Here is a 13,368-nt window from a genome sequence, read left to right as displayed (position 1 = left end):
CGACCTGCGAGCGCCAAAATTCCCGCGGGGTTCGAATGGGTGCCTGCGGAACGATCCAGATGTGCGCGCCGCGTATCTCGACACGCACTGATTTTCGAAAGGAATGAGATGACCGTCAAGAAATTTGCCAGCCAAGCCGACCTGGAAGAGAAGAAAGTTACCTTCAGCCAGATCTCGGAACACGCCTGGGCCTACACCGCCGAAGGCGACCCCAACACCGGCATCATCATTGGCGACGACTGCGTGCTGGTGGCAGACACCCAGGCCACCCCGGCCATGGCGGCCGACGTCATCCGCCGCATCCGCGAAGTGACCGACAAGCCCATCAAGTACGTGGTCATGACCCACTACCACGCAGTGCGCGTGCTGGGTGCCAGCGCCTACAACGCGCAGCAAATCCTGGCCAGCCAGGACACCTATGACCTGATCGTTGAGCGCGGCGAGCAAGACAAGGCCAGCGAGATCGGCCGCTTCCCCCGCCTGTTCAGCAATGTGGAAACGGTGCCCGCCGGCATGACCTGGCCGACCATGACCTTCACCGGCAAGATGACCCTGTGGCTGGGTACGCTGGAAGTGCAACTGCTGCAACTGGGCCGGGGCCACACCAAGGGCGACACCGTGGTCTGGCTGCCGCAAGAGCGCACCCTGCTCAGCGGCGACCTGGTCGAGTTCGACGCCACCCCTTACGCGGGCGACGCCTACTTCAAAGACTGGCCGCAAACCCTGGACAACCTGGCCGCGCTGCAACCCGCCGCACTGGTGCCCGGCCGGGGCGCGGCCCTGGTGACTCCCGAGCAGGTCAGCGCGGGCCTGCGTGGCACCCGTGACTTCATCGCCGACGTGCGCGCCAGCGTAGAAGCCGGAGTGGCGGCCGGCAAAGACCTGAACGCCGTCTACAAAGAGACCATGGCCACACTGCGCCCCAAGTACGGCCACTGGGTGATCTTCGACCACTGCATGCCGTTTGACGTGACCCGCTGCTTTGACGAAATGACCCAGTACACCCACCCGCGCATCTGGACCGCCGAGCGCGACGTAGAGATGTGGAAAACCCTGGAAGGCTAAGCCGAAAGAATAGATAAGACTTTGACAAAACCTGATTGGCGGCCCTCTGGGCCTTCAGGCGGGCTTTGCGTAAGTCCCGATAAAAAGACGGAGACAAGACATGCCCTCAACCCCAGCAACCAACTACCAAAAACTCAGCTTCCCGGCCACCCACCACCCCGACCAAGACGCCACCACTCCGGTGCGCCGCCCGGTGGTGGTGGTTGGGGCCGGCCCGGTGGGCCTGGCGCTGGCGGTGGACCTGGCCCAGCAAGGCCAGCCCGTGGTGGTGCTGGACAACGACAACACCCTCTCCACCGGCTCGCGCGCCATCTGCTTTGCCAAACGCACGCTGGAAATCTTTGACCGTCTGGGCTGCGGCGACCGCATGGTCGACAAAGGCGTGTCGTGGAACGTCGGCAAGGTGTTTTTTAAAAGCGAAGAGGTGTACCGCTTCGACCTGCTGCCAGAACCCGGCCACGAACGCCCGGCTTTCATCAACCTGCAGCAGTACTACGTGGAAGGTTTTCTGGCCGAACGCGCTGCCCAGCTGCCGCTGATCGACATTCGCTGGAACCACGCCGTGACTGGGCTGGAGCAACACGCCGACTTTGCCCGCCTGACCATCCAAACATCCGACGGCCCCTACCAGCTGGACGCCGACTACGTGGCGGCCTGCGACGGCGCGGGTTCAGCCATGCGCAAGCTGGCCGGGCTGGAAAGCAAGGGCCGCAGCTTCCGCGACCGGTTTTTGATCGCCGACATCAAGCTCACGGCAGAACACAGCGGGCTGGAGCTGAAGGCCGAACGCTGGTTCTGGTTCGACCCGGACTTCCACCGCAACCAGAGCGTACAGGACGGGAAGATCACGTCTTCGAGCGTGCTCTTGCACATGCAGCCCGACGGCGTGTGGCGCATCGACTTCCAGCTGGGCTGGGACGCCGACCCGGTGGAAGAGAAAAAGCCCGAAAACATCATCCCCCGCGTCAAGGCCTTGCTGGGCGAAGACGCGCAGTTTGAGCTGGAATGGGCCAGCGTCTACACCTTCTCCTGCCTGCGCATGGCCCGCTTTCGCCATGGCCGGGTGCTGTTTGCGGGTGACTCGGCGCACGGCGTGTCACCGTTCGGTGCGCGGGGTGCCAATTCGGGCGTACAGGATGCCGAAAACCTGGCCTGGAAACTGGCCGCCGTGCTGCAAGGCAAGGCGCCCGACGCCCTGCTGGACAGCTATGGCGCCGAGCGCGAATACGCGGCCGACGAGAACATCCGCAACTCCACCCGCGCCACCGACTTCATCACACCCAAGAGCGAGATCAGCCGCATGTTCCGCGACGCCACGCTGGTCTTGAGCAAACGCCACGCCTTTGCCCGCGTGCTGGTCAACAGCGGCCGCCTGTCGGTGCCCGCCATCCTGCACGACTCACCGCTGAACAGTGCCGACACCGACAGCTTCAGCGGCCCGATGGTGCCGGGTGCCGCCGCTGTCGACGCGCCGCTGGCCGACGCTGGCTGGCTGCTGCGCGCCTGCAGCCGCACCGGCTTTACCGCCCTGGTGTTTGGCGACGCTGCCGCCGCCAGCCTCGTCGCCCAGGCCGACCCCAGCCTGCACGTGGTGCAGGTACCGCTGACCACCGCCAACAGCCGGGCGGTGCAGCGCTACGACGCCCAGCCCGGCACGGTGTACCTGCTGCGCCCCGACCAGCATGTATGCGCCCGCTGGCGTACCCCCAGCGCCGCAGCCATCCGCGGTGCCTGCCAGCGGGCACTCGCTACGAACTAAAGGAGACCAAGGAGACAAAATGCAAACCACGCTGAACACCGCCCCCCACCTGGACGCGCCCGACGACTTTTACGAGGCTTTGATCGAAGCCCACCAGGGGCTTAGCACAGAAGAGAGCCATGCCTTCAACGCCCGGCTGGTGCTGGTGCTAGCCAACCACATCGGCACACTGGCCGTGCTGCGCCAAGCCTTCGCCGCCGCTGCCTGAACTTTATAAACACAAGGAGACCGGCACATGGGCCCACGCCACATGGGGGGTCGCCCTGGCCCTCACCACCACGGCATTCGCATCTACCGTCCAGGACGGCCAACCGATCGAATAACAGTATCAACATAAATTAGTTTTGACCAAGACAGGCTGCTAGCGCATATTCCACCTGCGCAAGCAGCTACATAAACCAGAGCAAAACCATGACCGCCGACTCTTCCGTACAGCGCCGCTACCAAAGCGGCTTTGGCAACCAATACGCCAGCGAGGCCGTGCCGGGCAGCCTGCCGCAGGGCCGCAACAGCCCACAGCAGGCTCCGCTGGGCCTGTATGCCGAGCTGGTGTCGGGCACAGCATTTACGGCGCCACGTGCCGAGAACCGGCGCAGCTGGTTGTACCGCCGCCAGCCCTCGGTGGTCAGCGGTGGCTACCAGCCGTATGCACACACGCACTGGACCAGCGGCGCGGCCGGGGGCGTGGTCACCCCGCCCGACCCCTTGCGCTGGAACCCGTTTCCGCTGCCTACAGAGGGCAGCAGTGTGGACTTTGTCGATGGCCTGGCCACCGTGGTAGCCAATGGCGAGCCAGACGCGCAAGTGGGCATGGCGGCGCTGGTGTATGCCGCCAACACCTCCATGCAGCAGCGCGCACTGGTCAATGCCGATGGCGAACTGCTACTGATCCCCCAGCAAGGCCGCCTGGTGGTGACCACCGAGCTGGGCGTGCTGGACGTGGCACCGGGCGAAATTGTGCTCATCCCGCGCGGCATGGCCTTCAAGGTGGGCCTGCCCGATGGAACCTCCCGCGGCTATGTCTGCGAAAACTACGGCGCACCGTTTCGCCTGCCCGAGCTGGGGCCGATCGGTTCCAACGGCCTGGCCAACGCACGCGACTTTTTGGCCCCGGTTGCCAGTTTTGAAGATACCGCAGGCAGCTACGAGATCGTCAAAAAATACGGCGGTCGGCTGTGGCGTAACCAGCAGCCCGGCACCCCGTTCAACGTGGTCGCCTGGCATGGCAACCTGGCCCCGGTGAAATACGACACAGCGAACTTCATGGTGATCGGCTCGATCAGCTTTGACCACCCCGACCCCAGCATCTTCACCGTGCTGACCAGCCCCAGCGATACGCCAGGCACGGCCAATTGCGACTTCGTGATCTTCCCGCCGCGTTGGATGGTGGCCGAGGACACTTTCCGCCCGCCCTGGTACCACCGCAACCTGATGAGCGAATTCATGGGCCTGGTAACCGGCCAGTACGACGCCAAACCCGAAGGCTTCAAGCCCGGAGGTGCCAGCCTGCACAACTGCATGGTGCCGCACGGCCCGGATGCCGACGCCTTCGACAAGGCCAGCCACGCCACGCTGGCGCCCCACAAGCTGGACAACACTCTGGCCTTCATGCTGGAAAGCCGCTACCGTTTTATTCCTACCGCGTTCGCCATGCACGGCGGCGCACTGGACCCCACCTACGCCAACTGCTGGAGCAGCCTGGCCGACACATTTTTGAAAGCCCCCGTATGACCGCCATGCTCGACTCCACCCATGATGCCGGGCTGCAAAGCTGGGTCGCCTCGGCCAATGACCCGGCCAGCGACTTCCCGCTGCAGAACCTGCCCTTTGGTCGCTTCAAATTGGAACAAGATGCCGATTGGCGCATCGGCGTGGCGATTGGCGACCAGGTGCTGGACCTGGGCGCTGCCAGCCTGATCGATGACCATGACATGAAGCGGCTGATGCGCTTGCTGCCCGAAGCCCGGCTCAGCCTGCGCCAAGCCATACAAAACGGCCTACGCACCGGCAGCCCCCAGCAAACCCAATTCAAGGCCGCACTGCACGCCCAGGCGGACGTGGAACTCGGCCTGCCCTGCGAGATCGGCGACTACACCGACTTCTACACCAGCATCCACCACGCCACCACCATCGGCAAACAACTGCGGCCAGATAACCCGCTGCTGCCCAACTACAAATGGGTGCCGATTGGCTACCACGGCCGCGCCTCCAGCATCCAGCCCAGTGGCAGCAGCTTCCACCGTCCGAACGGCCAGACCAAGGCCCCCGAGCAGGACACGCCCAGCTTCGGCCCCTGCCGCCGACTCGACTACGAGCTGGAGCTCGGCCTGGTGGTCGGCCGCCCGAATCCGCTGGGCCAGCCGATCACGATGGCCCAGGCCGAAGACCATGTGTTTGGCGTGGCCCTGTTCAACGACTGGAGCGCGCGCGACGTGCAAGGCTGGGAATACCAGCCACTGGGCCCGTTCCTGGCCAAGAACTTCGCCAGCACGCTGTCGCCCTGGGTCATGACGCTGGACGCGCTGGCGCCGTTCCGCGCACCGTTCACCCGGCCCGACGGCGATCCTGCACCGTTAAATTACCTTGCATCGCCCGCCAATACTGCGCAAGGTGCTATCAATATTGAACTAGAGGTGTGGATCCAGACCGCGCAGATGCAGGCCGCTGGCCATGCAGGCGACAAGCTTTCGCAATCCAACTACCGCGACGCCTACTGGACCGTCGCCCAACTGGTAGCCCACCACACGGTGAACGGCTGCAATCTGCGCGCGGGCGATTTGTTCGGCACCGGCACGCTGTCCGGCCCCCAGCCGGAGCAAGGCGGCTCGCTGATGGAGCTGAGCGTGGGCGGCAAAAAGCCCTTTACCTTGTCCAACTTTGAGACCCGCGCCTGGCTGGAAGACGGCGACACCATCATCTTGCGCGGCTACTGCGTGCGCGAGGGCTTTCGGCGCATCGGCTTTGGCGAATGCCGGGGCACGGTGCTGCCTGCGTTGGCACTGTGAACATGCTGGCCCTGCACACCTACTTCCGCAGCTCCGCCGCCTACCGGGTGCGGATTGCGCTGGGGCTGAAGGGGCTGGACGCCCAGATGCTGCCCGTGCACCTGCTGAAAAACGGCGGCGAACACCACAGCGCCGCCTACCTGGCCGTGAACCCGGCCGGGTTGGTACCCGCACTGGTAGACGATGGGCAGGCCATCACCCAGTCGCTGGCCATCATCGAGTACCTGGAAGAGCGCTGGCCGCAGCCCGCGCTGCTGGGCAGCAACCCGCTGGAGCGGGCCCACATCCGGGCGCTGGCGCTGGACATTGCCTGCGAAATCCACCCACTGAACAACCTGCGGGTGCTGAACTACCTCAAAGACGAAATGGGCCTGGACGAAGAACAAAAAATGCGCTGGTACCGGCACTGGACCGACATCGGCCTGGCCACGGTAGAGGCGCGCCTGGTGCAGACCGCAGGCCAGTTCTGCGTGGGCGACAGCCCCAGCATGGCCGACTGCTGCCTGGTGCCCCAGGTGTTCAACGCCCAGCGCTTCGCCTGCAACCTGGACCATGTGCCCACGGTGGTGGCGGTGCATGCCCGGTGCGTCGCCTTGCCAGCGTTCCAGCAAGCGGCGCCGGAACAGCAGTTGGACGCGGAATAACCCCCACGGCGCTTGATAGTGGCCAGCGGTTTGGTGTAAAAGTTGCTTGCAATGGTTTGGAAAACTATGGGTTGACCTGAATCACACACGCACAATGTCTGCAACTGTCCGCAAACCTCTTCCCCGCGATGGCGCGTTGTTCGATGACTGGATCACCGGCATCAACACCGCTTGCGGCGCCTTCAACGCTACCCTGCTAGGCGACACCTTCACCGGAAAGTTTGACTCTTTTGAGAGCGGGGCCGTGCGCCTGAGCGTGGTGGATGCGGTGCAGACCTGCCTATACCGCAACCAGCACGATGTGGCACGCAGCGACGACCAAAAGTTTTTTGCGGTGCTCCAGTTGCAGGGCCAGTCCGGGTTGGAACAAGGCACACAGCGTGCCGCACTCGCCAAAGGCGACATCGCCATTCTGGATGCCGCCCAACCGTGTCGTATTGTGCTGGGCGAGCAGTCCCGCCAGATTTCACTGATCCTGCCCCGACAGACGGTGGAGCGCAACCTGCACCACACCCGGGTAGCCTGTGCGCAGCGCATACCAGCCAGCTCGGCCTTAGCCATGATGGCCGGCCAGTTGATGTTCGCTGCCCTGCGCCAATCCAAAACCGGGCTGGCCCCGCAAGAGGGCGAAGCCGTGCTGGACGCGCTGGTCAGCCTGCTCAAACCGGCCCTGGGGCTGGCCGAGGCGGTAGACCGCGTTGCCAGCGACGCACACCAGCGCATGTTCGACAAGGCCTGTGCATTCATCGACGCGCACCTGGCCGAAGACAGGCTGTCGCCAGAATGGATTGCGCAGGCCATTGGTGTATCGGTGCGCGGCCTGTACCGGGTTTTCTCGCGCCAGGGCCTGGTGGTGGCGCAGTACATCAAGAACCGCCGCCTGGACCTGTGCGCTCAGGCCCTGCGGCAAGCGGCGTGCGACGAAAAGCTGTACACCCTGGGCTACAGCTGGGGTTTTGCCGACTCCAGCCACTTTTCGTCCGCGTTCAAGACGCGCTTTGGTGTGCCGCCCGGCGAATACCGCAGGCGCTGCCACGCCTGAGCAGCGCTCTGCGCAACACCGTTTGGCAGGCTGGCACAACCATCTGGCAGACACAACAAAGCCCCGCCCTTCCAACACACATACGCTGTGGGTCATCGCCACGGAGCACGGCTCCAGCGTTCGTTTTGACCCCACCCACGTTGTAGAAGGAAGCCGCTATGTTCAACACAAAACAAGGTTCTGGCCCACACACAGTCCGTGCGCTCAGCCTGGCCATCGCCCTGGCTCTGGGCACCACCGCCGTCTGGGTGCCCCCGGCACAGGCCCACGGCAGTTCCGCCACCATGGTGCCACTGCAAAAAACCCTGGAAGCATTTGGTGCCACCGTGCGCTGGGACAGCTTTGCCAACCTGTACACAATCACCCGCAACAGCACGACTGTGCGGGTCAAGCCCGGTGCCACGACCGCCCTGGTCAACGGCCAGCCGCTGAGCTTGGAGGTGCCGCTGGTGCTACGCAAGGGCCAGGCCTACGTGGCGCAGGGCTTCATCAACCAGGTGTTCCAGTCCGGCCTGGACAAGACCTTTGTGGTGGAGCGCACACCCAGCCCGCTAAACCCGCTGACTGCCGCCGAAATCCAGGCCACAGTGGACATCCTGAAGGCCTCGGGCCGCTACCACGATGGCTACCGGTTTACCGAGATCAGCGTCAAAACCCCGCCCAAAGACCAGGTGTGGAACTTCGCCCTGACCGGGCAGCCAGTGCAGGCCCCGCGCCAGGCCGCGTTTGTCATTCTGGACGGCAAAAAGGTGATCGAAGGCACGGTGGACCTGGCGGCCCGCAGCGTATCCAGCTGGAAAGAGGTAGAAGGCACACACGGCATGGTGCTGCTGGACGACTTTGCCACCGTGCAGGCGGTGGTGGAGGCCAGCCCCGAGTACGCCCAGGCACTGGCCAAGCGCGGTGTCATGGATGTGAAGAAAGTTGTTGCCACCCCGCTCACCGTGGGCTACTTTGACGGCAAGGACGGGCTGCGCCAAGAAGACCGGCTGCTGAAGATCGTCAGCTACCTGGATACCGGCGACGGCAATTACTGGGCCCACCCCATCGAGAACCTGGTGGCGGTGGTCGACCTGGTGCAAAAGAAGCTCATCCAGATCGAGGACCAGGGTGTCATCCCCGTGCCCATGAAAGCCACGCCCTACGATGGCCGCGACCGCAAGGCCACACCTGCGCCCAAGCCGCTAGAGATCACCGAGCCCGAGGGCAAAAACTACACCATCACCGGCAACAGCTTGCACTGGCGCAACTGGGATTTCCACCTGCGGCTGGACTCGCGCGTGGGCCTGGTGCTGTCCACGGTGACCTATAACGACAAGGGCACCAAGCGCAAAGTGATGTACGAAGGCTCGCTGGGCGGCATGATCGTGCCCTATGGCGACCCCGACGCAGGCTGGTACTTCAAGGCCTACCTGGATTCGGGCGAGTACGGCATGGGCACGCTGACATCGCCCATCCAACGTGGCAAGGATGCCCCCGAAAACGCCGTGCTGCTAGACGCAACCCTGGCCGACTACACCGGCAAACCCGCCGCCGTGCCGAACGCCATCGCCGTCTTCGAGCGCTACGCCGGGCCCGAGTTCAAGCACCAGGAAATGGGCCAGCCCAACATCGGTGCCGAGCGCCGCGAACTGGTCGTGCGCTGGATCAGCACCGTAGGCAACTACGACTACATCTTTGACTGGGTGTTTGCCGAGAACGGCACCATCGGCATCGACGCGGGAGCCACCGGCATCGAGGCGGTGAAGGGCGTGAAGTCGCGCACCATGGCCGATGCCACCGCCGCCGAAGACACCCGCTACGGCACCCTGCTAGACCACCACATCGTGGGCACCACCCACCAGCACATCTACAACTTCCGCCTGGACATGGATGTGGATGGCGAGGCCAACACCCTTACCGAAGTCGAGCCGGTGGTACTGGGCAACACCCGCAGCGGCCCGCGCACCAGCACCATGCAAACCACCACCCGCAGCGTAGCCACCGAGCAAGAAGCCGCGCAGAAGTTCGACCCGTCCACCATTCGCCTGCTGAGCAACACGTCCAAGACCAACAAGGTGGGCAACCCGGTGTCGTACCAGCTCATTCCTTACGCGGGCGGCACCCACCCCATCGCCAAGGGGGCCAACTTTGGCAAGGACGAGTGGATCTACCACCGCCTGAGCTTCATGGACAAGCAGCTCTGGGTGACGCGCTACAACCCGGACGAGATGTACCCCGAGGGCAAGTTCCCCAACCGCTCCAAGACCGACACCGGCCTGGGCCAATTCACCGCCGACAACCAGTCCATCGCCAACACCGACGATGTGGTGTGGCTCACCACCGGCACCACCCACATCGCCCGGGCCGAGGAATGGCCCATCATGCCCACCGAGTGGGTGCACGCGCTGTTGAAACCCTGGAACTTCTTTGACGAAACGCCCACGTTGGGCCTGAACCAACCCTCCAAATAAGGCGAGCCACCATGTACGCTGCCCACATGACCATCGGCGGGCGCGCGGTGCCCGCCGCCGCGACATTCGATGTCAAAAATCCCTCCACCGGCGCAACCATAGGCACGGCCCCCAATGCCAGCCTGGCAGACCTGGATGCCGCCGTGGCGGCCGCGCAAGCTGCCTTTCCCGCCTGGTCCCAAAAAACGGACGATGAGCTGCAGCGGGCCTGCCTGGCCGTGGCGGAGAAGCTAACGGCGCAGGCCGAAGACCTGGCGCGGCTCATCACCTTGGAACAGGGCAAACCGCTCAACGGCCTGGGTTCGCGCTGGGAAATGGGCGGCGCGCAGACATGGGCGCGTTACACCAGCGGGCTTTCGCTGCCGATGAAGCTGCTGCAAGACGACGCGCAAGGCCGGGTGGAACTGCACCGCAAGCCGCTGGGCGTGGTGGGCTCCATCACGCCATGGAACTTCCCGCTGATGATTGCCATCTGGCACGTCCTGCCGGCGCTGCGCACCGGAAACACGGTGGTCATTAAGCCGTCGCCGCACACGCCCTTGGCCACCTTGCGTATGGTCGAACTCCTCAATGAGGTACTGCCAGCAGGCGTGCTCAACTGCGTCACGGGGGACGACCGGGCGGGCAGCATCGGTGCGACCATGGCAGCGCATGCGGGCATCCGCAAGATCGTCTTTACCGGCTCCTGCGCCACCGGGCAAAAGGTGATGCAGTCTGCCGCCTTGAGCATGAAGCGACTGACCCTGGAACTGGGCGGTAACGACGCCGGCATTGTGTTGCCCGATTGCGACCCCCAAGCCATCGCCGAGGGATTGTTCTGGGGCAGCTTTATCAACAACGGGCAAACCTGTGCGGCGATGAAGCGCCTGTATGTGCACGACAGCATCCACGACGCTGTGTGCGAACACCTGGTGGCCTACGCCAAAACCGTGCCCATGGGCGACGGCATGGCCGAACACAACCTGCTCGGCCCGGTGCAAAACCGTATGCAATTCGACAAAGTGGCCGCACTGGTGGCCGATGCGCGCAAAAAGGGCGATGTGTTGCTGGGCGGTGCGCCGGGCGACGGCCTGTTTTTCCCCGCCACCATCATCGCCGGGCTGAAGAATGGCGACGCGCTGGTGGACGAGGAGCAGTTTGGCCCAGCCTTGCCCATCGTCCGCTACAAAGATGTAGACGAAGCCATCGGCTTTGCCAATGACAGCCCGAACGGCCTGGGCGGCTCGGTGTGGTCCAGCGATATTACGCACGCCAAACAAGTAGCCAGTCGGATGGAATGCGGCTCCGTGTGGATCAACAAACACGGTGCGATCCAACCCAACGCACCGTTTGGAGGCACCAAATCATCGGGATTCGGGGTGGAGTTTGCCGAAGATGGAATGCAGGAATACACCGACCAGCAGGTGGTTTTTTCCTGATGAAAGTGAAATGACTTGCATGCTTCGGGGTGGTTCTGCCAGCGAAACCATGGGAATTAACCCGTTGCAAGGGCGGTCCGGCGGACTTTGCGCACATTGAAGGCGCTGGCGATCAGCACGCCCTGCACCACCGCTAGGCCGATGAACACGCCCGCAAACTGCTGGTGGTCCATCAAGCTGCCAAACAGCAGTGGCGAAATCGCCTGGCCAATGTCCAACCCCGAATACACCACGCCGTACACCCGCCCCGTGGCGTTCGCCGGTGCCGCGCGCTTGACGATCAAATCGCGCGATGGCCCGCCCGTGCCCGCGGCAAAGCCCATCAGCCCAAACAGCACCGGCACGCTCCAAGCGGGCACGTCGGCAAAGCCCAGCACCAGCGCCATACTGGCGGCGATGCCAAAGCCCACGCCAATCACCCGTTCACAGCGCGTGGGGTCCGCCGCCAAAAACCCGCCCAGCACCATGCCGCCCGCGCTGCACAGCATGTAGACCGACAGGCATAGGGCCACCAGGTCCAGCGGCACCTTGTGCAACTGGCGCGCCGCCTCGGGGGCAAAGGCCTGCACCACGCTCAAGGCCATGGCGAAGAAAAAGAAGAAGCCAAAGCACATCCACACCGCCGGAATGCGCAGGAAACCCATGCTGCCACCCTCCATTTTGGGTGCACCGGCTTTGTCCGCGGGCAGTACTGGCAGAGCCAGTCGGTCGCGGTACATCCACAACACCGCCAGCACCGCAAACGCCAAACCGCCTGCGCAGGCCAGCGCGGTGCGCCAGCCAAACGCCAGCGTCAACGGCACCAGCATGGCCGGGGCCAGCGCCCAGCCCAGGCTGCCGGTAATGCCGTGCACGCTGTAGGCGTGGCCCAGGCGTGGCGCGCTGATCTTGCGGTTCAGCAAGGTGTAGTCCACCGGATGGAACACGCCATTGCCCACGCCCGCCAGCACCGAGAAAGCCGCCAGCATCGCGTAGCTGGTGCTCATTGAGAAGCCAAACGCCGCCAGCCCCAGCAGTGCCAGCCCGGCAAACAAAATCGGCCGGGGCCCAAACTTGTCCACCACAAAGCCCGAAGCCATCTGCACCCCGCACGACACCACAAAAAAGATGCTCATCAGCAGCCCCAGCTCGGCATAGCTGGCGTGGAAGTCGTCTTTCAGCCAGGGGAACAGCGGAGCCAACAGCAACTGGCTGAAATGGCTGATCATGTGGGCCCCGCCCACCAGACCGATCACGCTGGCCTCTTGGCGAAGGCTGGGAGCAGAGGGGAAAGGTGTGGTTGCAGAAGTCATGCGGTGATCGTAGATGCCACTGTAAATTTCTGGAATACTGTGTAAAGACACTTATCAGCGAATTTCAGACAAACACCACCATGGCCCGCAGGCCCGCTATCCAACCGCTAGCCCTGGACGACGTCAACGGCTTCGCCCCGTCGCCGCAACGCCCGCTGCGCAGCCGCGCCCGCACCCTGCCTGTAGATGCACACTTTGACCCCCACCGGCACGCCTGGGCGCAATTGGCCTACTGCGACAGCGGCTTGATGCAGGTTACGGCCAACGACGCGGGCCAGCACAATAGCTTCATCGTGCCGCCATCGCGGGCGGTATGGATTCCAGCCAACATGCCGCACGCCGTCACCGTGCTGGAGCGCGCCCACCTGCGCACCGTCTACATGGACGTCTCGGCCACCCCGCCGGGCTGGACGGGCTGCCGCATGCTGGTCATCTCGCCGCTGTTACGGGCGCTGATCCACGCACTGGAAGACACCCAGCCCAGCCCCCGCGAAGACGCGCTGATGCTGCTGATACTGGAAGAAATCGGCCTGGCCCACACCCACACCTTGCGCGTCAGCCTGCCGCAGGACAAACGCCTGCGCGCCCTGTGCGATGCCGTGCTGCGCGACCCGGCCCGCCAGGCCACGCTGGCCGCCTGGGCGGCAGATTTCGGGGCCAGCGAACGCACGGTGGCCCGGCTGTTCCGCG

11 protein-coding genes are annotated in these 13,368 nt (G+C 64.2%); 10 read left to right on the top strand and 1 reads right to left on the bottom strand.

The window, feature by feature from the left end; all coding sequences use genetic code 11:
• The first annotated feature begins 108 nt into the window (after positions 1–108).
• From ABI213_RS13530 to ABI213_RS13490, 9 genes are all read left to right on the top strand, one after another.
• Positions 109–1,065, top strand: a complete 957-nt coding sequence (locus tag ABI213_RS13530) for an MBL fold metallo-hydrolase (RefSeq protein WP_348027509.1) — start codon at positions 109–111, stop codon at positions 1,063–1,065.
• A 100-nt stretch (positions 1,066–1,165) separates the two neighbouring features.
• On the top strand, positions 1,166–2,824 hold the full coding sequence (locus ABI213_RS13525) for an FAD-dependent oxidoreductase (protein WP_348004912.1): 1,659 nt from the start codon (positions 1,166–1,168) through the stop codon (positions 2,822–2,824).
• A gap of 19 nt (positions 2,825–2,843) precedes the next feature.
• On the top strand, positions 2,844–3,032 hold the full coding sequence (locus tag ABI213_RS13520) for a DUF2783 domain-containing protein (RefSeq protein WP_348004913.1): 189 nt from the start codon (positions 2,844–2,846) through the stop codon (positions 3,030–3,032).
• Between the two features lie 203 nt (positions 3,033–3,235).
• Entirely contained in the window at positions 3,236–4,555 is a 1,320-nt protein-coding gene (hmgA, locus tag ABI213_RS13515; protein WP_348004914.1) for a homogentisate 1,2-dioxygenase, read from the top strand.
• Positions 4,552–5,829: a fumarylacetoacetase gene (gene fahA / locus ABI213_RS13510; protein ID WP_348004915.1), complete on the top strand. Its 1,278-nt coding sequence runs from the start codon at positions 4,552–4,554 to the stop codon at positions 5,827–5,829. The genes hmgA and fahA overlap by 4 nt, the downstream gene beginning before the upstream one ends.
• A 5-nt stretch (positions 5,830–5,834) precedes the next feature.
• Positions 5,835–6,473: a maleylacetoacetate isomerase gene (maiA, locus tag ABI213_RS13505; protein WP_348004923.1), complete on the top strand. Its 639-nt coding sequence runs from the start codon at positions 5,835–5,837 to the stop codon at positions 6,471–6,473.
• A 94-nt stretch (positions 6,474–6,567) separates the two neighbouring features.
• Positions 6,568–7,515, top strand: coding sequence for a transcriptional regulator FeaR (gene feaR / locus ABI213_RS13500; protein WP_348004916.1), 948 nt, complete (start codon positions 6,568–6,570; stop codon positions 7,513–7,515).
• 158 nt (positions 7,516–7,673) lie between these two features.
• Positions 7,674–9,968 carry a primary-amine oxidase gene (tynA, locus tag ABI213_RS13495; RefSeq protein ID WP_348004917.1) on the top strand — a complete coding sequence of 765 codons (2,295 nt, stop codon included), beginning with the start codon at positions 7,674–7,676 and terminating at the stop codon, positions 9,966–9,968.
• A gap of 11 nt (positions 9,969–9,979) precedes the next feature.
• Entirely contained in the window at positions 9,980–11,386 is a 1,407-nt protein-coding gene (locus ABI213_RS13490) for an aldehyde dehydrogenase family protein (RefSeq protein WP_348004918.1), read from the top strand.
• Between the two features lie 56 nt (positions 11,387–11,442).
• Here ABI213_RS13490 and ABI213_RS13485 read toward each other — a convergent pair whose 3' ends face one another.
• Complete coding sequence (locus ABI213_RS13485) at positions 11,443–12,678, bottom strand: MFS transporter (protein ID WP_348004919.1); 1,236 nt, start codon at positions 12,676–12,678, stop codon at positions 11,443–11,445.
• A gap of 80 nt (positions 12,679–12,758) precedes the next feature.
• Between ABI213_RS13485 and ABI213_RS13480 the strand changes: the two genes are divergently transcribed.
• Positions 12,759–13,368: AraC family ligand binding domain-containing protein (locus ABI213_RS13480; protein ID WP_348027507.1), on the top strand; the 610-nt coding region annotated here is incomplete at its 3' end.

The organism is Rhodoferax sp. (genome assembly GCF_039922535.1).
GTDB lineage: Bacteria > Pseudomonadota > Gammaproteobacteria > Burkholderiales > Burkholderiaceae_C > Rhodoferax_B.
This window is presented reverse-complemented; position numbering and strand designations above follow the sequence as displayed.

Coding starts and splice junctions, on each gene's coding strand:
- ABI213_RS13530 (WP_348027509.1), top strand. CDS start 109: ATGACCGTCAAGAAATTTGCCAGCCAAGCCGACCTGGAAGAGAAGAAA.
- ABI213_RS13525 (WP_348004912.1), top strand. CDS start 1,166: ATGCCCTCAACCCCAGCAACCAACTACCAAAAACTCAGCTTCCCGGCC.
- ABI213_RS13520 (WP_348004913.1), top strand. CDS start 2,844: ATGCAAACCACGCTGAACACCGCCCCCCACCTGGACGCGCCCGACGAC.
- hmgA (WP_348004914.1), top strand. CDS start 3,236: ATGACCGCCGACTCTTCCGTACAGCGCCGCTACCAAAGCGGCTTTGGC.
- fahA (WP_348004915.1), top strand. CDS start 4,552: ATGACCGCCATGCTCGACTCCACCCATGATGCCGGGCTGCAAAGCTGG.
- feaR (WP_348004916.1), top strand. CDS start 6,568: ATGTCTGCAACTGTCCGCAAACCTCTTCCCCGCGATGGCGCGTTGTTC.
- tynA (WP_348004917.1), top strand. CDS start 7,674: ATGTTCAACACAAAACAAGGTTCTGGCCCACACACAGTCCGTGCGCTC.
- ABI213_RS13490 (WP_348004918.1), top strand. CDS start 9,980: ATGTACGCTGCCCACATGACCATCGGCGGGCGCGCGGTGCCCGCCGCC.
- ABI213_RS13485 (WP_348004919.1), bottom strand. CDS start 12,678: ATGACTTCTGCAACCACACCTTTCCCCTCTGCTCCCAGCCTTCGCCAA.